Origin of the sequence: Ruegeria sp. HKCCSA071, from assembly GCF_017872555.1 — a bacterium.
In the GTDB taxonomy this organism is placed as follows: domain Bacteria; phylum Pseudomonadota; class Alphaproteobacteria; order Rhodobacterales; family Rhodobacteraceae; genus Ruegeria.
On sequence record NZ_JAEDOX010000002.1, the window covers coordinates 186,306 to 209,902 of the forward strand.

Annotated in this window: 30 protein-coding genes; 14 read left to right on the plus strand and 16 right to left on the minus strand. The window is 59.5% G+C overall.

Annotated features, from left to right (window positions below; translation table 11 throughout):
- The first annotated feature begins 45 nt into the window (after nucleotides 1-45).
- Nucleotides 46-777: a DNA/RNA nuclease SfsA gene (sfsA, locus tag I9188_RS08875; RefSeq protein WP_209505117.1), complete on the plus strand. Its 732-nt coding sequence runs from the start codon at nucleotides 46-48 to the stop codon at nucleotides 775-777.
- A gap of 55 nt (nucleotides 778-832) precedes the next feature.
- Here sfsA and I9188_RS08880 read toward each other — a convergent pair whose 3' ends face one another.
- Nucleotides 833-1,750: a homocysteine S-methyltransferase family protein gene (locus tag I9188_RS08880; RefSeq protein WP_209505118.1), complete on the minus strand. Its 918-nt coding sequence runs from the start codon at nucleotides 1,748-1,750 to the stop codon at nucleotides 833-835.
- Nucleotides 1,751-2,024: 274 nt separating this feature from the next.
- On the opposite strand from I9188_RS08880, the gene map reads away from it, so the two are divergent.
- A complete protein-coding gene (map, locus tag I9188_RS08885) occupies nucleotides 2,025-2,837 on the plus strand; it encodes a type I methionyl aminopeptidase (RefSeq protein WP_209505119.1) in 813 nt (270 codons plus the stop codon).
- On the opposite strand, the gene I9188_RS08890 is transcribed toward map, so the two are convergent.
- Genes I9188_RS08890 through I9188_RS08905 form a run of 4 tightly spaced genes read right to left on the minus strand, consistent with a single transcriptional unit; the run spans nucleotide 2,825 to nucleotide 5,426 of the window.
- On the minus strand, nucleotides 2,825-3,004 hold the full coding sequence (locus I9188_RS08890) for a hypothetical protein (RefSeq protein ID WP_209505120.1): 180 nt from the start codon (nucleotides 3,002-3,004) through the stop codon (nucleotides 2,825-2,827). The genes map and I9188_RS08890 overlap by 13 nt on opposite strands.
- A gap of 25 nt (nucleotides 3,005-3,029) precedes the next feature.
- Entirely contained in the window at nucleotides 3,030-3,665 is a 636-nt protein-coding gene (locus tag I9188_RS08895) for an HAD family phosphatase (protein ID WP_209505121.1), read from the minus strand.
- The gene (gene rsmD, locus I9188_RS08900) at nucleotides 3,658-4,218 is read right to left on the minus strand and encodes a 16S rRNA (guanine(966)-N(2))-methyltransferase RsmD (protein ID WP_209505122.1); all 561 of its coding nucleotides are present in this window, start codon (nucleotides 4,216-4,218) and stop codon (nucleotides 3,658-3,660) included. The genes I9188_RS08895 and rsmD overlap by 8 nt, the downstream gene beginning before the upstream one ends.
- Entirely contained in the window at nucleotides 4,215-5,426 is a 1,212-nt protein-coding gene (locus I9188_RS08905; RefSeq protein WP_209505123.1) for an FAD-dependent oxidoreductase, read from the minus strand. Before I9188_RS08905 ends, rsmD begins: the two co-directional genes overlap by 4 nt.
- A 99-nt stretch (nucleotides 5,427-5,525) precedes the next feature.
- Here I9188_RS08905 and I9188_RS08910 point away from each other — a divergent pair, with 99 nt between their 5' ends.
- The 4 genes from I9188_RS08910 to I9188_RS08925 all read left to right on the plus strand — a co-directional run bounded on the left by I9188_RS08910 (nucleotide 5,526) and on the right by I9188_RS08925 (nucleotide 7,045).
- Nucleotides 5,526-6,011, plus strand: a complete 486-nt coding sequence (locus I9188_RS08910) for a peroxiredoxin (protein WP_209505124.1) — start codon at nucleotides 5,526-5,528, stop codon at nucleotides 6,009-6,011.
- 103 nt (nucleotides 6,012-6,114) lie between these two features.
- Nucleotides 6,115-6,360: a glycine zipper 2TM domain-containing protein gene (locus tag I9188_RS08915; RefSeq protein ID WP_209505125.1), complete on the plus strand. Its 246-nt coding sequence runs from the start codon at nucleotides 6,115-6,117 to the stop codon at nucleotides 6,358-6,360.
- A gap of 10 nt (nucleotides 6,361-6,370) precedes the next feature.
- Nucleotides 6,371-6,718 (plus strand): EF-hand domain-containing protein, encoded by a 348-nt coding sequence (locus tag I9188_RS08920; protein WP_209505126.1) that lies wholly within the window; start codon nucleotides 6,371-6,373, stop codon nucleotides 6,716-6,718.
- Nucleotides 6,719-6,733: 15 nt separating this feature from the next.
- Complete coding sequence (locus tag I9188_RS08925; RefSeq protein WP_209505127.1) at nucleotides 6,734-7,045, plus strand: hypothetical protein; 312 nt, start codon at nucleotides 6,734-6,736, stop codon at nucleotides 7,043-7,045.
- On the opposite strand, the gene I9188_RS08930 is transcribed toward I9188_RS08925, so the two are convergent.
- From I9188_RS08930 to I9188_RS08945, 4 genes are read right to left on the minus strand one after another with little or no spacing between them, the layout of a single operon-like run.
- Nucleotides 7,042-7,335 (minus strand): 4a-hydroxytetrahydrobiopterin dehydratase, encoded by a 294-nt coding sequence (locus I9188_RS08930; protein WP_209505128.1) that lies wholly within the window; start codon nucleotides 7,333-7,335, stop codon nucleotides 7,042-7,044. The genes I9188_RS08925 and I9188_RS08930 overlap by 4 nt on opposite strands.
- Nucleotides 7,332-8,519, minus strand: a complete 1,188-nt coding sequence (locus I9188_RS08935; protein ID WP_209505129.1) for a GNAT family N-acetyltransferase — start codon at nucleotides 8,517-8,519, stop codon at nucleotides 7,332-7,334. The genes I9188_RS08930 and I9188_RS08935 overlap by 4 nt, the downstream gene beginning before the upstream one ends.
- Before the next feature lie 45 nt (nucleotides 8,520-8,564).
- Nucleotides 8,565-9,332 (minus strand): glycerophosphodiester phosphodiesterase family protein, encoded by a 768-nt coding sequence (locus I9188_RS08940; RefSeq protein WP_209505130.1) that lies wholly within the window; start codon nucleotides 9,330-9,332, stop codon nucleotides 8,565-8,567.
- Entirely contained in the window at nucleotides 9,329-9,784 is a 456-nt protein-coding gene (locus I9188_RS08945) for a RidA family protein (protein ID WP_209505131.1), read from the minus strand. The genes I9188_RS08940 and I9188_RS08945 overlap by 4 nt, the downstream gene beginning before the upstream one ends.
- Before the next feature lie 348 nt (nucleotides 9,785-10,132).
- Between I9188_RS08945 and I9188_RS08950 the strand changes: the two genes are divergently transcribed.
- The gene (locus tag I9188_RS08950) at nucleotides 10,133-10,903 is read left to right on the plus strand and encodes a VacJ family lipoprotein (protein WP_209505277.1); all 771 of its coding nucleotides are present in this window, start codon (nucleotides 10,133-10,135) and stop codon (nucleotides 10,901-10,903) included.
- Nucleotides 10,893-11,492, plus strand: coding sequence for an ABC transporter substrate-binding protein (locus I9188_RS08955; RefSeq protein WP_209505132.1), 600 nt, complete (start codon nucleotides 10,893-10,895; stop codon nucleotides 11,490-11,492). Before I9188_RS08950 ends, I9188_RS08955 begins: the two co-directional genes overlap by 11 nt.
- A gap of 102 nt (nucleotides 11,493-11,594) precedes the next feature.
- Here I9188_RS08955 and fliP read toward each other — a convergent pair whose 3' ends face one another.
- The 4 genes from fliP to fliF are packed head-to-tail and all read right to left on the minus strand — an operon-like array spanning nucleotide 11,595 to nucleotide 14,785.
- On the minus strand, nucleotides 11,595-12,326 hold the full coding sequence (fliP, locus tag I9188_RS08960) for a flagellar type III secretion system pore protein FliP (RefSeq protein WP_209505133.1): 732 nt from the start codon (nucleotides 12,324-12,326) through the stop codon (nucleotides 11,595-11,597).
- Nucleotides 12,326-12,613: a FliM/FliN family flagellar motor C-terminal domain-containing protein gene (locus tag I9188_RS08965; RefSeq protein WP_209505134.1), complete on the minus strand. Its 288-nt coding sequence runs from the start codon at nucleotides 12,611-12,613 to the stop codon at nucleotides 12,326-12,328. Before I9188_RS08965 ends, fliP begins: the two co-directional genes overlap by 1 nt.
- Nucleotides 12,606-13,202 (minus strand): ABC transporter ATP-binding protein, encoded by a 597-nt coding sequence (locus I9188_RS08970; RefSeq protein ID WP_209505135.1) that lies wholly within the window; start codon nucleotides 13,200-13,202, stop codon nucleotides 12,606-12,608. Before I9188_RS08970 ends, I9188_RS08965 begins: the two co-directional genes overlap by 8 nt.
- Entirely contained in the window at nucleotides 13,202-14,785 is a 1,584-nt protein-coding gene (fliF, locus tag I9188_RS08975; RefSeq protein ID WP_209505136.1) for a flagellar basal-body MS-ring/collar protein FliF, read from the minus strand. The genes I9188_RS08970 and fliF overlap by 1 nt, the downstream gene beginning before the upstream one ends.
- 118 nt (nucleotides 14,786-14,903) lie before the next feature.
- Between fliF and I9188_RS08980 the strand changes: the two genes are divergently transcribed.
- Genes I9188_RS08980 through I9188_RS09000 form a run of 5 tightly spaced genes read left to right on the plus strand, consistent with a single transcriptional unit; the run spans nucleotide 14,904 to nucleotide 19,535 of the window.
- Nucleotides 14,904-15,401, plus strand: a complete 498-nt coding sequence (locus tag I9188_RS08980; RefSeq protein WP_209505137.1) for a flagellar basal body-associated FliL family protein — start codon at nucleotides 14,904-14,906, stop codon at nucleotides 15,399-15,401.
- A gap of 9 nt (nucleotides 15,402-15,410) precedes the next feature.
- A complete protein-coding gene (locus I9188_RS08985; protein WP_209505138.1) occupies nucleotides 15,411-15,893 on the plus strand; it encodes a DUF6468 domain-containing protein in 483 nt (160 codons plus the stop codon).
- A complete protein-coding gene (locus I9188_RS08990; protein WP_209505139.1) occupies nucleotides 15,890-16,474 on the plus strand; it encodes a hypothetical protein in 585 nt (194 codons plus the stop codon). Before I9188_RS08985 ends, I9188_RS08990 begins: the two co-directional genes overlap by 4 nt.
- 47 nt (nucleotides 16,475-16,521) lie before the next feature.
- Nucleotides 16,522-17,391: a flagellar motor stator protein MotA gene (gene motA / locus I9188_RS08995; protein WP_209505140.1), complete on the plus strand. Its 870-nt coding sequence runs from the start codon at nucleotides 16,522-16,524 to the stop codon at nucleotides 17,389-17,391.
- Nucleotides 17,388-19,535, plus strand: a complete 2,148-nt coding sequence (locus I9188_RS09000) for a hypothetical protein (RefSeq protein WP_209505141.1) — start codon at nucleotides 17,388-17,390, stop codon at nucleotides 19,533-19,535. Before motA ends, I9188_RS09000 begins: the two co-directional genes overlap by 4 nt.
- Before the next feature lie 58 nt (nucleotides 19,536-19,593).
- Here I9188_RS09000 and I9188_RS09005 read toward each other — a convergent pair whose 3' ends face one another.
- Nucleotides 19,594-20,961: an MmgE/PrpD family protein gene (locus I9188_RS09005; RefSeq protein ID WP_209505142.1), complete on the minus strand. Its 1,368-nt coding sequence runs from the start codon at nucleotides 20,959-20,961 to the stop codon at nucleotides 19,594-19,596.
- A 119-nt stretch (nucleotides 20,962-21,080) separates the two neighbouring features.
- Nucleotides 21,081-22,535 (minus strand): betaine-aldehyde dehydrogenase, encoded by a 1,455-nt coding sequence (gene betB, locus I9188_RS09010; protein WP_209505143.1) that lies wholly within the window; start codon nucleotides 22,533-22,535, stop codon nucleotides 21,081-21,083.
- Between the two features lie 187 nt (nucleotides 22,536-22,722).
- Between betB and I9188_RS09015 the strand changes: the two genes are divergently transcribed.
- On the plus strand, nucleotides 22,723-23,052 hold the full coding sequence (locus I9188_RS09015) for a hypothetical protein (protein WP_209505144.1): 330 nt from the start codon (nucleotides 22,723-22,725) through the stop codon (nucleotides 23,050-23,052).
- A gap of 3 nt (nucleotides 23,053-23,055) precedes the next feature.
- On the opposite strand, the gene I9188_RS09020 is transcribed toward I9188_RS09015, so the two are convergent.
- Entirely contained in the window at nucleotides 23,056-23,568 is a 513-nt protein-coding gene (locus tag I9188_RS09020) for a potassium channel family protein (protein ID WP_209505145.1), read from the minus strand.
- Between the last annotated feature and the right edge of the window lie 29 nt (nucleotides 23,569-23,597).

The following is a 23,597-nucleotide window of genomic DNA, read 5'->3' on the forward strand; positions in this document are numbered from 1 at the left end:
GGACTCCTCTTGATCGTCTTCAGGGGCAGGTATAGGCCGTGAGACATGCGTTTTGAAACCCCTCTTGTCCCCGCCCGCCTGATCCGTCGCTACAAACGCTTTCTGGCCGATTGCAGGCTGGATGACGGGCGCGAAGTGACCGCCCATTGCGCCAATCCGGGATCCATGATGGGGCTGGCCGAACCGGGCCAGATGATCTGGCTGGAACCCAACGACGACCCGAAGAAAAAGCTGAAATTCGGCTGGCGGCTGGTGGATCACGAAAACGGGCATTTCACCGGGGTCGATACATCCGTCCCGAACCGGGCTTTGCGGGCGGCGCTTGCGGCGCGCGAGATCCCCGAGCTGGCCGCTTATGACACTGTCCGGCCCGAGGTGAAATACGGGCAAAACAGCCGTATCGATTTCCTGCTGAGCGGCCCCGGCCTGCCAGATGCCTATATCGAGGTCAAAAGCGTGACGCTGTCCCGCCAGCCCGGTCTGGCCGAGTTCCCCGACAGCGTCACCGCCCGCGGCACCAAGCATCTGGGCGAGCTGGCACAGATGGCAGCGCAGGGGCACCGGGCGATCATGCTGTACCTGGTGCAACGCACCGATTGCGACCGGTTCGCGCTGGCCGCGGATATCGATCCGGCCTATGCGGCGGCGTTTGAGGTCGCGCAGGCGCAAGGGGTAGAGCGGATGATTTGCGGGACGCGGATTTCGCCGGATGGGGTTTGGGTTGACGTCAGTACCTTTCCAGTAATCAACCAGCATGACCCTGACCTGCTGACGTAGCCCAAAATGCGCGCGATTGACTAAGGAGCACTGATTGAGACTGTTTGGCGCGCGTCTAAGACGCAGCAACCGCTTGTGCCATGAGTTTCAAATGCCTCATATCTGTACCGCAGCACCCTCCTATCACTGAAATTGACGGGTTGTTATGCACGACGTCCGCAATCTCTTGCCCAAGCACATGGGGGTCACCTTCGTCTAATTCCTCGGCCTCATCCAGTTCCGCATGAGAGCAACTTGATGCGTTTGCGACAACGCCTCTTAGTCTTGGATGGCGATTTAGCGCATCGGAAAAGTGGGTCGGATGGGCACAATTGACCATGAAGAACTGCGCAGCCGCATCCGTGGCGACATCGATTTGATCCAGCGCGTCGACAAGCTTTGTTCCATCTGCCAGACACCCGTCGGTTTCAACAACCAATGACATCACTATCGGTAGTCCAAAATCCTGCGCAGCCAGAATGCAGCCCGCTGCTTCGCTAGGTCTGTTGAACGTATAAGCTGTCACCAAGTCGACACTGGTTTGTTTCAAAACGGCAAGCTGCGCACTGTGATACCGACGGGCATCATCGATCGACATGGCCGGAACGTCCGCATAGGGATCGTGGCGTGGGCCGACGCAAGCAGAAACCAAAACGTCATCTCGACCAGCGCTCTGACGCACGTCTTCCATTAACGCGACAGCATCCTGGTTTATTTCATGCAGTTGTTCGGCATCGTAACCCAGAGGAGCAGCCCGATCGGCATTGGCCATCCAAGTCGGTGCATCAAGTATGCAACCCACCGCCATCTCGCCCGCCAACTGAACAAGCGCGTGCATCTGACCTGCAAGGACAGAACGGGTTTCTGGGTTCTCTAGCAATGGAAATGAGGCAAATCCCGGCAAATCTATGCCGTGGTTAAAGATCAGATCCGTGCCAGTTCCGGCAAAAACCAAATACTTTTTGTCTGTCTCGTGCGGGAGCTGTCGTGGCACTTCAGTGCGCTCCTTAGTTGTTGGAGTTCATCGCAACAATAACAGGGCAGAGGCTGTCTGTGAAATTTGCTGTGTAAACTGAACAAACACCAAACCGTTATGCATCAACGCAATGGTCGATGGGTCAAACCGGATTTGAAACCTAACTTCAGTTCAAGTTCTTGAACTCTCGTGGTTCTGCCCCATGTGCCGCCTGATACACTGCGCCCTCTGGTACTTTCTGCACAAGCAGCGTAAAAGAAGTGCCGCGCGTAACAATTGGAGCTTTGCGTCGATGAAAGAGCATCGTGGCCGCCTGACCAAGGACGGTATCCGCATCTATGAACAGGGTGATTTTGCCGGGATGCACGCGGCGGGCGCTCTGGCGGCGCGGATATTGGATGATATCGCCGCGCATGTCTTTCCCGGTCAGACCACGGGTGTGCTTGACGGGCTGATCACACAGATGGTCGAGGATGCGGGCGCGACCTCGGCCACGATCGGCTATAAGGGGTATGAGCACGCCAGCTGCATCAGTGTGAACCATGTGGTCTGCCACGGTATTCCCGGTGACAAGAAGCTGAAGGATGGCGATATCCTGAACATCGATGTGACCGTCATCGTGGATGGCTGGTTCGGTGACACCTCGCGCATGTATGTGGCGGGCAAGCTGCCGCGCAAGGCCGAGCGTCTGATCCAGGTAACCCATGACGCGCTGTTCAAGGGCATCGAGATGGTCAAACCGGGCAACACGTTCGGCGATATCGGCCATGCCATTCAGGCCTATGTCGAAGCGCATCGGATGAGTGTTGTTCGCGACTTTTGCGGGCACGGTCTGGGCCGCGTGTTCCACGCGCCGCCGAATGTACTGCACTATGGCCGCCCCGGCACAGGCGCGGTTCTTGAGGAAGGTATGTTCTTTACCATTGAACCGATGGTCAATCTGGGCCGTCCCGAAACCAAGACACTGGCCGATGACTGGACCGCTGTGACCCGCGACAAGTCGCTGTCGGCACAGTTCGAGCATTCGGTGGGCGTAACGGCGAATGGGGTCGATATCTTTACCCTGTCACCGGGCGGCAAGTTTCACCCGACCTATTCGTCCTGATCGGCGGCCTGTTCGCGCAGGAGCTTCAGCAGCATCGTCTCAGCCCCCCAAGGGGTAACCGCATCGTGGATGAACACCGGCGCGCGCAGGGGTTTGGGGTCAGGTTTCGTCGTGACCTCGGCGTCGCGGGAGACTGTCCAGACAAAGGGTGTCAGAGCATGGTCCATGGCTGCACCCTAGCACAGTTGGGGGTCAGAGTCCCAACAGCGGGTGCGCCTGTGACAAATCCGTGATCACCTCGGCCCCAAGATCGGCCAGCCTGTCACCACCGCCATGCGGCGCGTAGGCCAGACAGCGCATATTGGCCCGGATTGCGGCCGTAACGCCATTGTGGCTGTCCTCGATAACCACAGGGACCTGTGCGCCAAAATGTTCGGCCGCCAGTTGAAACATCTTTGGATCAGGCTTGCCGGTGCCCAGCACATGGGCCGAGAACATCACATCTTTGAACCGGTCCCAAAGCCCGTTCTGGCCCAGCGTGATCTGCATCTTGTCCGGGCTGCCGTTTGAGGCCACGCAATAGGGGATGCCCCGCTGATCCAGCGCCGCAAGCAGGTCTGCGACACCAGATACCAAAGGCACACCGGCGCGCAGGCGGTCGTAGGTTTCGGCATAGACCTGATCAATCCAGTCTTCGGGCAGATCAGCGCCCATTCCACGCGCCTTGTCGCGCACCCCAACCATGGTTCCACCCACAAACAGGGACATGCATTCGGGCAAGGTCAGGTGCAGGCCATAGCCTGCCAGATTGTCCGCCAGCACCTGGTTCGAGATCACCTCGCTGTCGACCAGAACGCCATCGCAATCGAAAATGACCAGATCATGCACTTTGATCACCGTTCCGCATCAATGAGATATACGTGTCGCCATATTTGCGGCTGTCGTGCACCGTGAACCCGGCCGGAGCCTGCATCCGTGAGTTTTCTTCCCAAACCAGCAGCGCATCATCCGCGATCCAGCCATTGGCCAGCGCGTCAATGGCTTTCTGTCCCATGGCCTTGCCATAGGGCGGATCCAGAAAGATCAGATCGTAGGGCGCGCCCGGATTTTCGCCCAACCGGGTTGCATCGCGGCGGATCAGGTCGGTGCGCCCGGCACTGCGGGTCAGGTCGATATTCTTGCGGATCAAACCCTGCGCCACACGCCCGTCATCGACGAAGGTGACATGCGCCGCACCGCGTGACAGCGCTTCGAGCCCGAGTGCCCCGGTGCCAGCAAACAGGTCCAGCACGCGCAGGCCGTCGAAATCGATCTGATGAGCCAGCACGTTGAACAGGCTTTCGCGCACCCGGTCTGTGGTCGGGCGCAGATGTGCGCCCGCATCGCCCTTGCCGACGGGGGTCAGGGCGCGACCGCGGAACTCTCCGGCAATGATCCTCATGCCTTGAGCAGCGGTTTAAGGTCTGCGTCCGGGTCAGCCACGACAGCCGGGTCGGCCGTTTTTCCCATCTCGATCAGGCGTTTGCCGACCATATAGGCGCGCGGATCGTTCATCGCGTCAACCGCAATCAGCTTGTCGCCGTTGTAATACCAGAAGGATACGGTCTGCCCTTCGCCCTGCCGCGTCACCACGCGGTCATATCCGGTGTTCAGGCCCGCGATCTGAAGCTTGACGTCATATTGATCCGACCAGAACCACGGGGTTGCCACATAGTCCTTGGCCGCGCCCAGCATGTTCTGGGCCACGATCTCGGCCTGATCAATGGCGTTGGGGACGCTTTCCAGACGGATGCGGCCTTCGCCGTGCGGAAAAGAGGCACAATCGCCAGCCGCCCAGATCGAAGGGTCGGACGTGCGACCATGGGCGTCGGTCCTGATGCCGTTGTCCAGGTCCAGTCCCGCCATCTCGGCCAGTTGGGTTGCGGGTGCAATGCCGACGCCAACCACAACAAAATCAACATCCAGCTTTCTGCCGTCGGTCAGAACCGCGCCGGTGACCTTGCCGTTTTCACCGATCAGATGATCCAGCCCGACGCCTTCGCGGATGTCAGCGCCGTATGCACTGTGCAACGCGCGGAAATAGTCGCTGGTTTCGGGTGCCGCAACTCGTTGCAGGATGCGGTCGGCCATCTCGACCAGAATGACCTTGACGCCCCGCTTGGCGCAGACGGCGGCAGCTTCGAGCCCGATATACCCGCCGCCCACGATCAACGCGCGGGCGCCTTCGGTCACTTTGGGCTCCATCTCGTCGATATGGGCCAGATCGCGCACCACATGCACGCCGTCCAGATCGCCTCCGATGGCGGCAGGCAGGCGGCGCGGATCTGACCCGGTGGTCAGCGCCAGTTCGTCATACGGGATGACTTCGTCCCCAACAGTGACCGTTTTGGCCTTGGGGTCGATGCCAGTCACGCGCTGACCCAGACGCAGGGTGATGTTGTTTTCCGTATAAAAACTTTCAGGCCGCAGGAACAGACGCTCAAGCTCCATCTCGCCCAGCAGATAGGCTTTGGACAGGGGCGGGCGCTGATAAGGCAGATGCGGCTCGGCCCCGATCAGAGTGATTTCACCCGCAAACCCGTCCTTGCGCAGACGGGCCACCAAAGACGCGCCTGCCTGCCCCGCGCCGATCACGACAATATGGCTCATGCTTTGCCTACCCCGCAGTTTTCAAGTGGTCACCGTGTTCAGACCACCTATATTGCGGCTAAGCCCAATTCTGCAAATCCAAACGACAGGAGGTGAATAATGATTTCAACAGGAGATACCCTGCCCGAAGCAACGCTGATCCAGATGGGTACGAACGGGCCGGAAGAGGTGCGGATTTCAGACAAGACCAAAGGCCGCAAGGTGGTGATCTTTGCCGTGCCGGGGGCCTATACCGGCACCTGCACGACCGCCCATGTGCCCAGTTTTATCCGCACGAAGAAACAGTTTGACGCCAAGGGCGTGGACGAGATTCTGTGCCTTTCGGTCAATGATCCGTTTGTGATGCAGGCGTGGGGGCAGTCCACTGGCGCGACCGAGGCGGGGCTGACCATGGTATCGGACGCGGCGGCAGAGTTCACCAAGGCCATCGGCATGGATTTCGATGCGCCGCCAGTGGGGCTTTTCGCGCGGTCCAAGCGATATGCAATGCTGGTCGAGGATGGCAAGGTCACGGTGCTGAATATGGAAGAAAACCCCGGTGCCTGCGAAATTTCCGCCGGAGAAGGCCTGCTGGATGTGATCTGATTTTGATCGGCCCTGGTCCGACCGGGGCCTTTCGCCGCCAATTTAACTTGAAGCACCGCCCCAGAGCGCGAATACTTGGCCTATTCATACGGGGAGTTTTTTCATGAAACTTAACGCGTTCTACCTATTACTGTCCGGCGCAGCCCTTTTGGCGGCCTGTGGACCGGCCCCAACCCCGCAACAGCAAGCTGCACGCCAGCACGAAATTGCCTGTCTGGGCGGAACGTTGGGCGGGGCGCTTGTCGGGGGCGCGATCGGCAACCAGTTCGGTGGCGGATCGGGCAAGACGATCCTGACCGCAGCGGGCGCTGCCGCTGGCGGCATCGAAGGTCAGAGATTCGCGTGCTGAGGAGGTCGATATGAAACAGTTAAGCCTGGTGGTATTCATGGTGGCTTTGGCCGGTTCGGGTCACGCCGAAAGCGTGGCTGAACTGCACGAAAACGAGTTGAAGGCCATCGACGCCAACAATGACGGGTTCCTGTCCAAAGACGAGTTCGATGCTTTCTCGGATTATGCCTTTCAGGCAATGGACGAAGACAGGAACGGTACTCTGGGTCAGGCCGAGGCCAAGCCGTTCATGGACATCAAACTGTTCCGCAACGCTGACCGAAACGGCGACAACGTAATCTCAAGACCTGAATTTGACACACAGATGGGCGCGGATTTCCAGTCTGCGGATCAGGACGGGAATGGTCGGCTTGACTAACGACAGGAGCATGGGATGAACAAATGGCTTGGGGTGACAGCGCTGGCGCTGGTTGCGGCCTGTGACGTGCCGCAGGCCCCGTTGGTGGCAGGCCCAGACGGGCAGGCCCGCATTCAGATAAACCTGTCTGGCCTGACCTGCTATGAAAACAAGTGTCTGGATATCAACCCGGCCGCGCGCAGCGTGCGTCAGATCGGAAACAAGACCACGGGCATTCCAAGGGCGATTGACGTCAGCGACGGCACTGTCACGCCTGCCGAGTTCCGGCAGATGGGCACTGCCGCATCGCTGGCTGGCGGTGAAGGGTCAGGCCGCAACGATCGCTAGCACAGACTGTCCATCTTGCGGGCCAGCTTGGCATCCAGCGACGACAGGCCGCCCACGTCATGGGTGGACAAGACAACCTCGACCGTGCGGTAGACATTGAACCATTCGGGGTGATGATTCCACTTCTCGGCCCAGATTGCCACCTGTGTCATCCAGCCGAAGGCATGGACAAAATTGTCGAAAATGAAGGTCTTGGTGATCGCATCGCGGCCTTCAACCATGGTCCAACCGTTTTTGAACAGCGGATCCAGCAGCGGGCCACGGGTTTCGGTCGACAAGAGTTCGGTCATTGCTGTTCCTCCGGGTTCGATTTCCTGAACGGGCCGTAATCCGTCAGAATCTCGATCTCTTCTTCCACTGCGTGGCCTTCGGCGTCCAGATATTTCTTGACCGCATCAGTAAAACCCGGATCGCCCACCCAATGCAAGCTATGCGTGCGTGTTGGCAGGTACCCTCGCGCCAACTTGTGTTCGCCCTGTGCGCCTGCCTCGACCCGGGCCAGACCTTGGGCAATGGCAAAGTCGATTGCCCTATAATAGCACAGTTCGAAATGCAGGCAGGGATGATGTTCGATGCAGCCCCAATAGCGCCCAAAAAGGGTTTCTCGGCCGATGAAGTTCAACGCACCCGCAATGGGAAAGCCATTCCGTTCGGCCAGCACAAGGGCCATGTCTTCTACCATCGTGTCCTGTGCAATATCAAAGAACTGTCGCGTCAGGTAGGGTGAGCCCCATTTGCGCGATCCGGTGTCCTGGTAGAACCGCCAGAACGCGTCCCAGTGTTCGGGGCGCAACTGGTCACCGGTCAGAGTGCGGATCTCACCGCCAAAACCACAGGCCTGCGCGCGTTCTTTCCGGATAGTCTTGCGCTTGCGCGACGACAGCGCGCTCAGGAAGTCGTCGAAATTTGAATAGTTGTCGTTCAGCCAGTGAAACTGCTGCGATCGGCGCAGCATCAGGCCCATTTGCTCACCGGCCAGGGCTTCGTCTTCGGTACAGAAGGTCACGTGAAGGGACGAAACCCGGTTGTCAGCCGCAAGCTGCACCGCCCCCTGAACCAGCGCCGACATGCCGATCCGTTCATAGCCCGGACGCACCAGAAACCGCCGCCCGGTTGCCGGGGTGAACGGCACCGCGATTTGCAGTTTGGGGTAATACCGCCCGCCCGCGCTTTCATAGGCATGGGCCCAGCTGTGATCGAAGATGTATTCGCCCTGGCTGTGCGATTTGGCATACATCGGAGCCGCCGCGATCAGCATCCCGTCATGATAGGCCGTCAGGTATTGCGGCTGCCAGCCGGTGCCACGCCCGACCGAACCGCTGTCCTCCAGCGCCAGCAAAAAGCGATGTGTGGTAAAGGGATCAAGCGGCCGCCCGCCATCGGCAACTTCGGGGCAGGCGCAGGCATCCCACTCTGCCGCTGAAATCTGCGACAGAGCGCCCAGTACCTGAACCTCGATCTGTGCCTGATCCATATGTCCTCCGCGCCTGTCCTTTATCTGTGACCGCACGGAGGGGGTTCAAGTCGAATGCGCAGCCAAATAGCCTTCGAAGGTCACATTGTCGGCAACCTTACGGGCTTCTGCCTCTTGTTCGGGCGACCGGATTGTCCAACACAGGATCGGCACGCCCCGCGCCTTGAGTTCCGCCACGCGGGGGCGCGACAGGTCTGCGGCTTCGTGGCTGATGAAACTGGCGCCGACACGGTCGAAATCCGGGATATCGCGCAGGTGATCGCAGACGCTTTGCGGCAGAAGCTCGACACTGGGTTCATACGCGCAGGTCGTGATCCCGCGCGGCAGATGCGGGGCCAGCCGCGCCAGTTCAGCGACCGAGTTGGGATTGAAGGACATCAAGGCCACCGGGCCTTTGTAGCCCTGCAACGCGCGCACGGTGTCACGTTCAAGCGCGCCCACCTTCGTGCCCATCGCCCCGTCCTGATCCTTTAATTCGATCAGCAACGGCACCCGGCCCGCGACAATGTCCAGCACATCATCCAGTGTCGGAATGCCGTCTTCCCCATGCAGAAGCGGCGTGCCAGAGGCGGCAAGTGCCGTGACCTGCTGAATGGGCCCTGACTGCCCGGTCAGGCGGGTCATGTCATAATCGTGAAAGACCATTGCCTGGTCATCCGATGTCAGCTGAAGATCGATCTCGATCCCGTATCCAGCTTCAATCGCGGCACGAATGGCCGCCCGGCTGTTTTCCGGGCGGTTCTTCGTAATATCATGCAGCGCCCGATGCGCAATCGGGGCCTGCAAAAACACATCTGGTAGGGGCGGCGTCATTCGATTTCGAAGATGCCTTCAATCTCGACCGCGACACCCAGCGGAAGCGACGCCGCGCTGACGGCGGAACGCGAGTGGCGACCGGCATCGCCCAGCGCCTCGACCAGAAAATCTGACGCGCCGTTGATTACCTGGGGCTGTGCCGTGAAATCAGCGGTCGAGTTCACGAATCCGGTCAGTTTGATCACGCGGACCAGCTTTTCGATATCTCCGCCGCAGGCCGCCTTGACCTGTGCCAGCAGGTTGATCGCGCAGACGCGCGCCGCCGCAGCCCCGGCTTCGACATCCAAGTCATCGCCCAGTTTACCGGTGATCAGCTTATCAGTCTTCGAGATCTGGCCGGATACATAAAGGATATTGCCGACACGCACGAAAGGCACATAGTTAGCCGCAGGCGCGGGTGCTTCTTCCAGCGTTACACCGAGGCTTTCCAGTTTTGCAGCGATGCTCATTGCGAGGGTCCTTCCCTAAATTCAACTCTGCGGGACGCTAACCGGGAAGCACGGATTGGGAAAGACGGAAACCGGCAAATTTCGGCCTTCCTGCGATCTGAGCGTATCTTTACTGAAAACTCACTGTTGATCGACGGTCACTTTACCCCACCGTGATGAACAGGTTACACGCAAGGTGTTTCATTTAAGACCTGAAACGACTATGTGACTGCAACTTGTGCTGCCCCGGCACGTGGATTTTGGTGGATTATTGATTGAATGTCCGGCGCGCATGTGCCGGGCCATTTAGGAGAGACAAAGATCGTGTCGAGCAGATTTCGCCTGAAACACCTTTTTTTACTGTCGGTCATGGCCCTTGTGTCCGCTTGTGCCACCACGCCGCCCGAGGGTGCCTCGCGCAGTGATGTGTTTGATCCGTATGAAAATGCGAACCGGGGAATTCACAAGTTTAATCTGGGTGTTGACCGGTTCCTGTTCCGGCCGGCCTCGAAAGGCTATGTCAAAATCGTCCCTGACCCGATGGTGACCAGTTTCAGCACTTTTGCCGAAAACATCTCGCTGCCCGGTCAGGCGGTGGACTATCTGCTTCAGGGCAACCCGAAACAGATGGGCAATGCCCTGCTGCGCTTTGTGATCAACATGACCGTGGGTGGCTTTGGCCTGTCTTCGCCCGCTGATGAGTTGAACCTGCCACCGGTGGACACGGATTTCGGTGAGACCCTGCATGTCTGGGGGGTTGGCGAAGGCGCTTATATCGAGCTGCCATTCTATGGCCCGTCGACCCAAAGGGATGCGATCGGGGTTGTGGTCAACCTGTTCTCGAACCCGATCAATTTCAGCCCGACCCGCCCCGCCGACAACCTTGGCGTCTACGCCGAGATCGTGCGGCGCATGGGCGATCGGGGCCGGTTCTCGGATACTGTCGATTCCATTCTTTACGAAAGTGCTGACAGCTATGCGCAGGCCCGCCTGATCTACCTGCAAAACCGCCGCTTCGAACTGGCAAGAGATGACGAAGACGCCTATCTGGATTTGTATTCTGACCCCTATGCCGAAACCGGAACGGACCCGGTGAGGGACCCCTATCTTGACCCCTATGAGGACCCCTATGCTGAATAACGCGTTGAACCGTCGTCATTTTATCGCAGCCGGGCTGGCGCTGGCAATGCTGCCCGCACCTGCCTTTGCCCAGACCGAGGCCGCCGCCAAGGCGCTTGTGACCAGCGTTGTTTCCGACATCAACCGGGTGATCGAGTCGGGTAAATCCGAAAAAGCGATGCTGCGCGATTTCGAAAAGATCTTCGCGCAGTATGCCGACGTGCCGATCATGGCGCGCTATGCGCTGGGTGCGGACGCCCGCACAGCCAGCCCGACCCAGCTGAAACAGTTCACCGCTGCCTTTCAGGGCTATATCTCGCGCAAATACGGCCGCCGCTTTCGCGAATTCATCGGCGGTGAAGTCGATGTGCGCAATGCCCGCAAGATCAAGGCCGGGTTCGAGGTTCGCACAATGGTCAAGCTGCGCGGATCAGCCCCGTTCGATGTGACGTTCCTTGTTTCCGACAAATCCGGCCGCGACAAGTTCTACAACATGTTCATCGAAGGCGTGAATCTGTTGCTGACCGAACGCACCGAGATTGGCGCTATGCTCGATGCCCGCAAAGGCAACCTGAATCAGCTGATCACGGACCTGAAAAAGACGGGTTAAGCCGGTTCCGGCGCAAGTGAGCGCCGGAAAACGCGTTTTCTGTGCAATTCTGAAGGGCCAGGCTTGTCTGGCCCTTTTTCGTGAGGGTCCCCTTGGGCAAATCTAGGGCATGTAGCTGCGCACCAGCGCGCCTGCGACCAAAGCCCACCCGTCAGCGATCACGAAAAACGCCAGCTTGAACGGCAGAGACACGATGGCAGGTGGCACCATCATCATGCCCATCGACATCAATACCGCCGCAACAACAAGATCGATGATCAGAAAGGGCAGGAAGATCAGGAACCCGATCTGAAAGGCACGCGCGATCTCGGACAGCATGAAAGAGGGCATCAACACCGATAAGGGGGCCTGGGCGGACAGCTTGATCGCGTCACCGCCGGGGCACAGGGCCGCCATTGCGTAAAACGTATCGGAATCCAGCCGGTTGGCCATGAAGACGCGAAACGGCTCTAACGCGCGTTCCAGCGCGGGCTCAACCGCCATGGTTTCTTCCATCATCGGGCGTATGCCCGCGGTCCAGGCCTCGGTGAACACCGGGTCCATGATGAAATAGGTCAGAAACAGCGCAAGACTGACCAAAAGCATATTCGGCGGTGATTGCTGCAGGCCAACGCCCTGCCGCAGGATCGACAGCACGGTGATCAGAAACGGGAAACAGGTGATCATGATCGCCAGACCCGGAGCAACGCTGAGCACCGTGATCAACAGGATCAACTGGATGGTGCGGGCCGAGATCGAACCGCCTTCGCCCAGCGACAGGGTCACATCCTGAGCCGCCGCCATTGACGGCAAGGTCACCACCACAGCCAGACCCAGCCAGATCACATAGCGCATCAGCCGATTCCGTTTTGCAGATCTGCAATCTCGGTCAGGCGCACGGCCAGTTGCCCCGCCTGATCGCCTTCCATCTCCTCAAGCACCCCGCGTGCCACCAGCTGATCCCCGACATACAGGTCGACCGGGTCCTCGATCCGCTTGTCCAGGGTCAGCACCGTGTTCTCACCCATGTTCAGCAAATCCCGGATCAACGGGCGGGCGCGGCCAACCGAAACGGTCACTTCAATCGGAACCGTTTCGAAAGGATTGGGTTTTTCGGTTTTAGGGAACTGGGTGTCATTCATTGGACAAAGCCTTTCTTGCCTCAAAGACGTATGCGTCAAATGCCTGTGCAATGGTGGACAGCAGGGCCGCGCAATCAATCTCGCGCCGGCTTGTGCCGACCTGCAATCGCGCCTGTCCAGGCGCCAGGCCAGGGTCTTCGATGACTCGCGGTGCGGAGTGCAGGGTCTGCAGCAGCAGGGATTGCACGGCTTGCGCGCACCCTTCCGGCACCATGATCTGCATCGGTTGTTCGATTTCGACGCGCGCCATCTCGCAAAGTTGTTCGACGATCCGGGCGGCCAGCCCGCGTTCGACCATGTCAGGCAATACGGTCTGAACCAGGCTTTCGAACATCGGTTCCAGAGACAATGTCATCCGGGTAAGCGCCTCGTGACAGGTGAAGGACATATCCTCGAGCGATCCCGCCAGTTCGGCCGAAACACGGTCGCGGTTCTGTTCCTGCGCCTGCGCGGCATCCTCCCAACCGGCATCGTACCCGCTTTCGAACGCGGCAAGGCGTTGTTCTTCCAGCGTTTCCTCGTCCAGATACAGAACGGCTCCGGCGTTGGTCCGGGTGGTGAAATCCTCAAGCAGATGAGCGATGGACATCACACGCGCTCCTCACCTTCTTCAAGCCAGCTGCGCAGGATTTCGACCGTTTCTTCCTGCTTGTCGCCAATCATTGCGCGCAACCGATCAACCGGATCCCCGGTGGTACTGACCCCAAGCGCGGGAACGGTCCCTTGTTGGGGCAGCGGCGTGAACTCTGCCGATCCATCCGCTGCAATTTCACCGGTCAGGGCCGACGGGGCTGGTGCCCCTCCCTCCGCGGCTGGCAAAAGCGCCGGGACCATTGCGGGTTTCATCAGGATTGGACGGATCACGAACAACGCCAGCACCAGCGACACCAGAGCCAACGCTGCCATCTGGATCAGTGACATGGCGTCCAGATGGATGTTTTGCCAAAACGAAGAGGAAACCAGCGTGCCTTGCGGCGCGACCGTCGGTAAATCCAGTGATTTCAGCGTGATGACGTCCCCACGCGCGGCGTCAAATCCCACAGCCGAGGCCACCAGCTCCTCAAGTGCGTCGAGTTCCGTCTGTGGCAGCGGCGTGAAGGATTCAGCGCCCGCGGCATCCACCGCCCGCGTTCCGTTAACCAGAACGGCAACCGTCAGGCGTTTGATCGCACCGGGGGCGGTGTGCACCTCCAGCTCGGTTTCGGAAACCTCGTAATTCACCCGCTCGCGTGTCTGGGTCCCGGTCGAATTCGATTCCTCCCCCCCCGCGCCATCGCCGTCGGGCAGGTTTGAGGCCACCGTGACATCAGCTGACTGATTGCGCACGCTGTCAGAGCGTTCCTCGACATCTGTGCTGATCGCCACTCTGCTTTTGGGGTCAAAGCGCCGCTCACGCAGGGATTCTGTCCTGGTTTCGGTATCGACGCTGACCTCGACAACCGCATTCCCCGTACCGACACGCGCTTCGACCAGACGCAGAACCCGTTCCCGCAGCTGCCGCGCCTTGTCATCTGCCGTGTCAGCGGCCACGGCGGTGTCCTGCCCGCCAATCACGGACCCGTTCGAATCGATCACAGTCACGCTTTCAGGCGACAGACCACTAACGGCCGAGGCGACAAGAAACCGGATGGCCTTGGCCTGATCACCGGTGATATCGCCCCCCGAGGGCACCAGATAAACCGAAGCCGTCGGTGCGACGCTGCGCTGAAACGGATTGGCAGAGCCATTGGCGATATGAACGCGGGCCTGGCTGACATGCGGGCTGCCCACGATCGTGCGCGCCAGTTCCCCCTCTTTCACGCGCCAGTAGGCGGCATCAAACATCTGGGATGTGGTGCCGAAGCCGTTCAGCGAATCCAGTAATTCATAGCCCTTGTTGCCGTTGGCCGGCAGACCTTCGCTGGCCAAAGTCATCCGCAGCTCGTCCCGCTGTGCGCCAGAGACGTAAATTGATCCGCCCCGAATCTCGTAGGTCACGCCAAGCTGATCCAGCGCGCGCACGATATCCCCGGCGGCACCGCTTTCCAGACCCGCGTAAAGCAAGGTCATCGACGGCGCTGTCGCAAGGCGCGACATCCCGAGGATCCCCAGAAACACCAGCACAACCGCACCGGCAACGACGATTTGTTTACGCCTGTCCAAACTTGCCCAGACAGTTCCGATCTGCTGCACGCTCACCTCCGACTCGCCGACATTCTGCCCGGCGCGTCCTCTGTTTGGACGATTGCCCTTAACAATCGGTTAGTCCCTGCAAGGTTATGACAGGGCAGATCACAGGAATGAGGACGCCATGACCGACGCAACGGCTGAACAGGCGGAAACCCCGGAAAAGAAGGGGAAAAAAGGAATGATCGTCGGTGTGATTCTAGCCATCGCCGGTGCCGCCGGTGGGTATTTCCTGACCTCGTCCGGGCTGCTGCCGCTGGGAAACAAGGCCGAGACAGCGGAAAGCCATGACGTGGACAAGGATGAACCGGCCAAGGCATTGGTGGATGTTGCCTTTATCGATTTGCCGCCGGTGATCGTTTCGGTGAATTCCGGCGGCGCGCGGCATCTGAAGTTTCACGCACAGCTTGAGGTTAACGCCCCGTACATGACTGACGTGGAAAAAATGCGACCGCGAATCATGGATGTCCTGAACGGGTATCTGCGGGCCGTCGAGTTGAAGGATCTTGAGGATTCACTGGCGTTGATGCGTATCCGGGGCCACCTGCTGCGACGCATCGAGATTGTCGTTGGCGAAGGTCGCGTGCGCGACGTGCTGGTGATGGAATTTGTTCTGAACTAGGAGGCGAAATTGGAGCTGATTGCGGATATTTTGCTGGTCGCCGGCGCTATGGGTGCGGGTCTGTATTGTTTTGTGCTGTCGCGCCGTCTTAAGCGTTTTGCCGATCTTGAAAAGGGCGTCGGCGGCGCGGTGGCGGTGCTGTCGACCCAGGCGGAAGAGCTGCGGAGATCACTAGATGATGCGCGCAATGCCTCTGATCAGTCGGGCGATCAGCTTAGGGCGCTGACGGCGCGCGCCGAAACGGTGGCACAGCGGCTGGAACTCATGATGGCGTCAATGCATGACGTTGTGCCTGAAAAAGACACTGATCCCCAACCCGAGGCAGAGGTTTCCGCGACAAACACCACCGCCGAAGTGCCGGAGGACGAGAAGCACGAAGACAAACCAAAGCCGCAGGCCAGCGAAGCCGCTGCGCCCGAAGAACAGACACGCGTACCTGAGGGGCTGATGTTCTTCCGGCATGACCGCAAGCAAGGCGAGGCGCAGGCATGAGCCGTCCGCGGGTCAACACTCCCAACGCACGGCCCCGCGGAGGTGTACTTGCCGTGATCTCATTGCTGATGATCGGCTCGGCTGCCATCCGCATCGGGCTGGAAGCCGGACCCGCCTTTGCCAAACCTGCGAAACCTGAAGCGGAACACGATGAACCCGCCCCGTCCGACACCCGTGACATGCAGGTTCTGCTGACCGAGCTTCTGCGCCGGGAAGAACGTGTCAAACAAAAGGAAGACATGCTGCGCGAGCGGGAAAACGCTCTGAAAATCGCGGGTCAGGCTATCGAGATGCGCATGGCCGCGCTTGAGGAGGCCGAGGAGTCGTTGCGCACCACTCTGGCGCTGGCGGACAGGGCGGCGGAACACGACCTGACGCGCCTGACCAATGTCTATCAGAACATGAAGCCGAAGGACGCGGCCGCGCTGTTCGAAACCATGGACCCAACCTTTGCCGCCGGGTTTCTGTCACGCATGTCACCGGATGCGGCAGCCGGGGTTCTGGCGGGGCTCAGCCCCGAAGCGGCCTATACGATCAGCGTTGTCATGGCGGGCCGAAACGCCTCGGCCCCGCAGGAATAGCCGCCAGTTTTTGCCGCGGTTGCAACACACATAGCCGGAGATCTCAGATGATTGGAATTGTTGGAATTGTCGTCATTTTCGTGATGGTCTTCGGCGGCTATCTGGCCGCTGGCGGCAAGATGACCATCATTCTGAAATCGCTTCCGTTTGAAATGATGATGATCGGTGGTGCCGCGGTTGGTGCCTTTTTGATCAGCAACGACATCGGTGGCGTGAAACACACGATCAAGGACATGGGGAAGGTCTTTAAAGGCCCGAAATGGAAGCCCGAGGATTACCGCGACCTGTTGTGTCTGCTGTTTTCCCTCATCCGCATTGCCCGCGCCAATCCGGTAGAGGTGGAACAGCATATCGAAGACCCCGGCAGTTCTGACCTGTTTTCGTCCTACCCCAGAATTCAAGCCGACAAGGAAGCGGTTGATCTGATTTGCGACACGATGCGATCGGCAGCAATGAATTACGACGATCCGCATCAGGTCGAAGAGGTTCTGGAAAAGCGGATGGAGGCGAATTTCCACCACGCCCTGCATTCGAGCCACGCCTTGCAAACCGTGGCCGATGGCCTGCCCGCGCTTGGAATTGTCGCCGCCGTTCTGGGGGTAATCAAGACAATGGGGTCCATTGATCAGCCACCGGAAGTTCTGGGCAAACTGATCGGCGGTGCCCTTGTGGGTACCTTTCTGGGTGTCTTTCTGGCCTACGGTCTGGTTGGTCCCTTTGCGGCCAAGCTGAAATCCGTGGTCGAGGAAGACAACCACTTCTATCAGCTGATCAAGGAAGTTCTGGTTGCAAACCTGCACAATCACAATGCCGCCATGTGCATTGAGGTCGGACGCCAGAACACACCAACGCATAACCGCCCCGGTTTCTCCGAGCTTGAGGATGCGTTGAAAGAGCTTAAACGGGCCGCAGCATGAGGCAAATCGGGATACTGGTTGCAGCATTGATCACGCTTGCAACGGCCGCAACCTCTGAAGAGGTGACTGTGCGGTCCGGTGAACATGAGGGCTACACCCGGCTGGTTTTCACCGTTCCACCGGATACGGGCTGGGTTCTAAGCCAACGCAAGAACGGCGCCAAGCTGGCAATTGACCTGAAGGGTGTCACATTTCGGACGGGTTCGGTGTTCGGGCGGTTGACATCAGATCGGCTGGCCGCGCTGTCGCAGACGCAACCCGGTGGTGCACTTGAGCTGGAATTCGGGTGCGACTGCACGGCGTCGGCGTTCCTGTTTCGAAGCTCGATGATCGTTCTGGACATTGCGCCAGCAATAGCCCTGCCGCCCTTGCTTGCGGAAATCCCTCCGCCGACCCGAAAAAATCCGGCAGCGCCGAAACCTGCCCCCCCGGAACACAAGCTTCTTTCCCAGCTGGACCTTCCGCTTTTGACCGGGAAGACGCAAGGGATCAGGGATCAGTTGTCGACCCGTCTGGTGCAAGGGGCGGATCGTGAGCTGCTGGACCTGAATCTTGCACCTGTCGGACCGAGCCGTTCTGCCTCGTCCGAGGCCGTGACGCTGTTACCCGGATTGACGTCGAACATCCGCGTGACCTCGGTTCTGGATGATCTGCAGGACATTCTGAACTCTGGTTTGCAGCAGATCGACAACAACCCGGTTTGTATCTCGACGGCTGAACTGGGGTTCACGACATGGTCCGGGACGCGCCCGTTTCCAGAGCAGGTGTCCGCCTTGCGCACCGCCCTGTACAAAGAGTTCGACCGTCTTGACGCGGAAAGTGCGCTGAAACTGGCAAAGCTCTATGCCTATCACGGCTTTGGGGCCGAGGCGCTGAAGGTTTTGCAGTTATTGAACACCCCACCGGATGAGATTGGCCGTGTTGAAGGGATTGCACGGCTGGTGGATGAGCGGCCAGCACAGGAGCCAAATCCGTTCAGGGGTCAGCAACGGTGCAACAGCGACGTCGCACTTTGGGCCGTGCTGTCCGAAGGTCAACTGGCACCTGACGCACCTCTTGAAGCCATCGAACACAGCTTTGCAAAGCTGCCTGAGCATCTTCGCCGCCACCTTGGCGCGCGGCTTTCGGACATCCTGACAAACGCGCAGGAACTGGAGGCCGCGCGCAGGATCATGCGTTCGGTCGACCGGGTTGAACAGAATCCGTCCCCGAACGCCACGCTGGCCCGGGCTGGCGTCGCCGAAGCTGAAGGCGACAGCGCCCTTGAAGAGGCGCTGCTGACCAAGGTTACGACCTCGGCCGGGGCCAAGAGTGAAGCGCCGGTGGCTTTGGCGCGGCTGGTGGAAAAGCGGTGGTTCGACCGCAAGACCGTGTCCTCCAAGGAACTTGAACTGGCCGCGTCTTACGCGATCGAATTCCGGCGATCCGATCTGGGCCCGATGATGAACCGCACCTATGCGATTGCTCTGGGTCTGAGCCAGGATTTCGACAGCGCAATCGATGTGATCCAATCTTTGCCAGACGGCCCGGACAGCAACAGCGCCATCAATCGCCACCTGCAATTGCTGGCGGAGCGATCAGACGACCTTACCTTTTTGCGTCAGGTTACGCTGGTGCAGCAGTCGGGTCACATGGCGGCGCTATCCACGGATACCGCGATTGCACTGGCCGAACGCCTGTCCGTGCTTGGCTTTGCCGACCGGGCCGTTGCGCTGACAAACAGGCCTGAAGATCAGGCCCGGCGGTCAGAGCGTGCCCGTCTGCGCGCCCGCGCGGCGTTGCTGTCGGACCGCCCGCAACAGGCCATGCTTGAGCTGGCCAATGATACCTCGGACGAGGCGCTCGTCCTGCGGGCGCAGGCGTTGGACAAGGTGCAGAACTATGCTGCGGTGGCCGAACTCATGCAGAGCCGCGGGCAACAGGACGAGGCGAACCGATACTTATGGCTAGCCGGGTTGCCGGGGGAAAGATCTGGGCCCTCTGACGGAAAATACGCAATCCTCAACCAAACTGCGGAGGCCCTTTTGGCCCCGCCGGTTCGCGTGTCAGGCAAGCCGCTGGCGGATGCGGGAAGCCTGCTGGAGGACAGTCAGGCAACGCGTCAGAGGATCGTCGAAATGCTGAACACGGTCAGGGGGGAGTAAGGTTTCCCAGCCGACCAGACCAGTTGCACGGATCGATGCAGGCGGGACGGGGCGCGGTTCACGGTTCTGGCGGATCAAAAATCAGCGGTGTCAGGTCTGCATACCGCGCGCTTTTGTCCGGCCAGCCAAGTATCACTTGGCGGATGCGGTCGGCACGATCCTGTCCAAGCACGGGGGCCGCAAACTGCGTATACTTGGCGATGACATCGTCCCGCGTCATGGGGGCCTCAGGGCCGCCACGGGCATGTATGTCCCCGGATTTCAGAACGCGGCCATCCGTTGTCCTGATCGTGACGTCTGCCCAGCGCCCTTCGGGAAACCGGACGCTGTGGTGTTCGCTTTCCGCGACCGTGATACGGGACATCAGATTGGCGACCGCAGGATCAGACAGGCCAGACCCTGAGATATGTTCAACGCCGATGCGCCCGTAAACAGCCTGAACTGCCACGGCAAATGGCAGGGAATACTGCGCTTGCGAGGTTGTTTCGGGCAGCCCCGCAAAAAGGCAGGCCGCCTGATGAAAGCTGTTGATATGCAACGCTTCGATCTGCGCGCTTGTCAGGTCATGCGCGATCATGACAGCGCGCACACCATCAATCGCGGCATGGGCCCAGCGACAGATCGGATAGGGTTTCACGTATTGATGTTCGACCTGCCAAAAGGTGCCCAGATCATTCCAGTAGGGTGTGACCTCTTCCGCCTCGATGGTGATGGCGGGCGCACCGGTAAAGCCGCGTTCGGCCAGAACAGCGGCGGAAAGCCCTACCATCGCGCCCCAGCCCGACCCGTCATGCAGCATTGTCGGGTTGGCAATCTCGCGCATCATCTGACTGCGTGGACCGTGATATTCGGCGATCCCCATCGCCTGCCGCATCTGGTCGGCAGATAATCCGCGCAGGCGCGCCGCCATCGCAACCACGCCCAGCGCGTTCCAAGCACCGGAAGTGTGGTAGTCGCTGACACTTGCGTGCAGCGACAGGCCCGCGCGCCCGGCCACCTCGTACCCGGCAACGACCGCCGCCAAAGCCTCGGGTCCGGTCAGATTCGGGCAATGTTCGGCCAGTGCGGCCAGCGCTGGCAACACGACCACCCCGATATGGCCCTTGGTGGGGTTATATCCGTCGTGACCGTCCAGATTGTCGGTTTGCGTGGCGGCAGCATAGGCAGCACCCGCCATGCTGACGGTGCGGCCATCGAACAACATCCGTGCGCCATATGCAGGATCGGTACTGGCATAAAGCAATGCCGCCGTGTCCCGCGCGATCACGCCTGCCTGCATCGGGCCGGATGCGATCAGGATCCCCATCGTGTCGAGCATCATCAGCGCCGCAGCCTCTAGTGCGCTTTCAGGCATGTCCGAGGCTGCGCGGGTCAGCGTGAAATCGGCAACCCTGGAAAATGTATTTGTCTGCGGGTTATGCGCCATGAGAGCTCTCCTGTCGGGCGGGGCCGGTACAGGAAAGTCAGCCACAGGTAAGGGCGGGCTTGTACTCTGTTCCCGACGCCAAATGTCGGGAACAGAGGAAAACGAACGAAGAAGCGACCCTAGTAAGGGGCTTCGACGTCATTCATGGAAACGTAGACCGTTTTCATTTCCGAAAAATGGTTGATCGCCAGCTTCGAATTCTCGCGTCCGACACCCGACATTTTCGATCCGCCGAACGGGGCTTCGACCGGGGCAAGGTTATAGGTGTTGATATAACAGGTTCCCGCCTCGAACCCGGCCACAACACGGTGCGCGCGGGTCAGGTCATTGGTGAAGACGCCTGCGGCCAGACCAAATTCGGTGTCATTGGCACGGGCCATGACCTCGGATTCCGTGTCGAAATCCAGCACCGACATGACGGGGCCAAAGATTTCCTCGCGCGCGATGGTCATGTCATCGGTCACATCAGCAAAAACGGTCGGCTGCATGTAGAAACCGCCGCCTTCGATCCGGTTGCCGCCAAAGACCAGCCTTGCGCCCTCGGCCCTGGCTTTGTCGACGTAGCTCAGCGCGATGTTCAACTGGTTTTCGCTGACCATCGGACCAAAGCTGACGTCCTCGTCCATCGGATCGCCGATTTTGGCGTTGGCCAGACGTTCGGACAGGCGTTTCAGGAAGGCATCCTTGATCCCTTTTTGCACAAAGACGCGGGTACCGTTGGAACAGACCTGGCCCGATGAATAGAAATTGCCAAGGATCGCGCCGGACACCGCGTTTTCGATGTCGGCATCGTCAAAGACGATCATCGGAGATTTGCCGCCCAGTTCCATGGTCACGTGCTTCATGCCGTCAGCCGCCGCGGCATAAACCTTGCGGCCTGTCGGCACCGATCCGGTCAGCGAGACCTTGGCCACACGCGGATCAGTGACCAGCGCGGCCCCTACGTCGCCATAGCCCTGAATCACGTTGTAGACACCCTTGGGCGCATCGGCCTCGACCAGAATCTCGGCCACTTTCAACGCCGAAAGAGGCGTCGTTTCCGAGGGCTTGAAGACCATCGTGTTGCCGCAGGCCAGCGCCGGGGCACCTTTCCAGCAGGCAATCTGCGTGGGATAGTTCCACGCCCCGATGCCGACGCAAACGCCCAGCGCCTGACGGATGGTGTAGACGAAATCGCCACCGCCCAGCGGAATATGCTCGCCGGTCAGAGAGGCGGCCAACCCGCCGAAATACTCCAGCGCGTCCGCACCCGATGTGGCGTCTGCCACCGTAGTTTCCTGAATCGGTTTGCCGGTGTCATGGGTTTCCAGAACCGACAGGTCATAATTGTGGTCGCGCATGATGTCGGCCGCGCGGCGCAGAATGCGGCCGCGTTCCGTTCCAGTCAGTGCGGCCCAGTCTGCCTGAGCCGTTTTCGCACTGTTCAGAGCCTTTTCCACAATCGCCGGTGTCGCCGAATGCAGGCGGGCAATCACCTCGCCGGTAGCGGGGTAGATCACGTCAATGGCCGCGCCATCGGTATCCTCGACATAGGCGCCGTCGATGAAATGGCTGGCCTTGGGCTGAAACTTCATACCGTGTCCTTTTCGCTCGACCCCGTCCGGACGGGGCATATGGTCGTTTGGAATCGGCCCTAAAGGTTATTGACTGGCCAGTCAATGAAATCATCCGAGCGGCAAGATAACGCCTGCCATCGCTCACAAACCTTGAAATTTTTGGTTAATGTTCTATGTATGTTCCACATAGTCAGAGGACAAACCGATGACCCAGCACATGCGCCACGTGGCACTGAACGGGCCAAACAACGACTACCATCTGCTTCCGGTAACAGACCGGCAGATGCGATATGCGCGCGCCATTGCCGAGAAATCAGCGCTTGAGATTCCGGTCGAGGCGCAGCGCGACAGGCGGTTGTTGTCCGACTGGATTTCCGCCCACGAACCGCGCGACACCTCGCAGTTCGACAATTACCCGACGGGCAAGCAGGTGGCGTTCGCCGAACGGATCTCACGCAGCAAGCGCCGCCCGATCCCGTCCGAGTGTTTTCGGGACAAGAAAATGATGTCCCGCTGGATCGATCACAACAGATAACCCTTATTTAGGGTCTTCTGGTGCGTGATTGCGGGTATAAAGCGCAACCGCAGCCGCAACAAACATACCCAGCAGAATGTAACCGGTCACAGCCTCGGACACGGCAAGCCCGCGGCACAGGCCGGTCGGGGACATGTCGCCATATCCGACTGTGGTGAAGGTGACATATGAAAAATACAGGACATCCCCCGGACCCTGCGCCCCGACCACACAATTATCGTTGTACCCAAAAGCTCCGTAAACGGCGGCAAACAGGAACGGGACGACCTGGATGAATGACACGCCCATCAGGAACAAAAGCCGTCGCGGCGATGTCACCTGGGTCATGTAGTACCAGGATTGCGACACCAGCCAGATCAGCAGGCCAACCGACGCGATTGTTCCGATCATGTCACCCGCAGCGGTTTCGTTCAGGCGCGATAACCCAAACCAGGCAAGAAAACTTGTCAGAACCAGCCCCAATGCAGCAATCAGGGTCGATTTCCATTCTTCCAGAGTTGTGGGTTTGCGATGCATGAACGCCCTCTCAGCCTAGTCTGACGGTG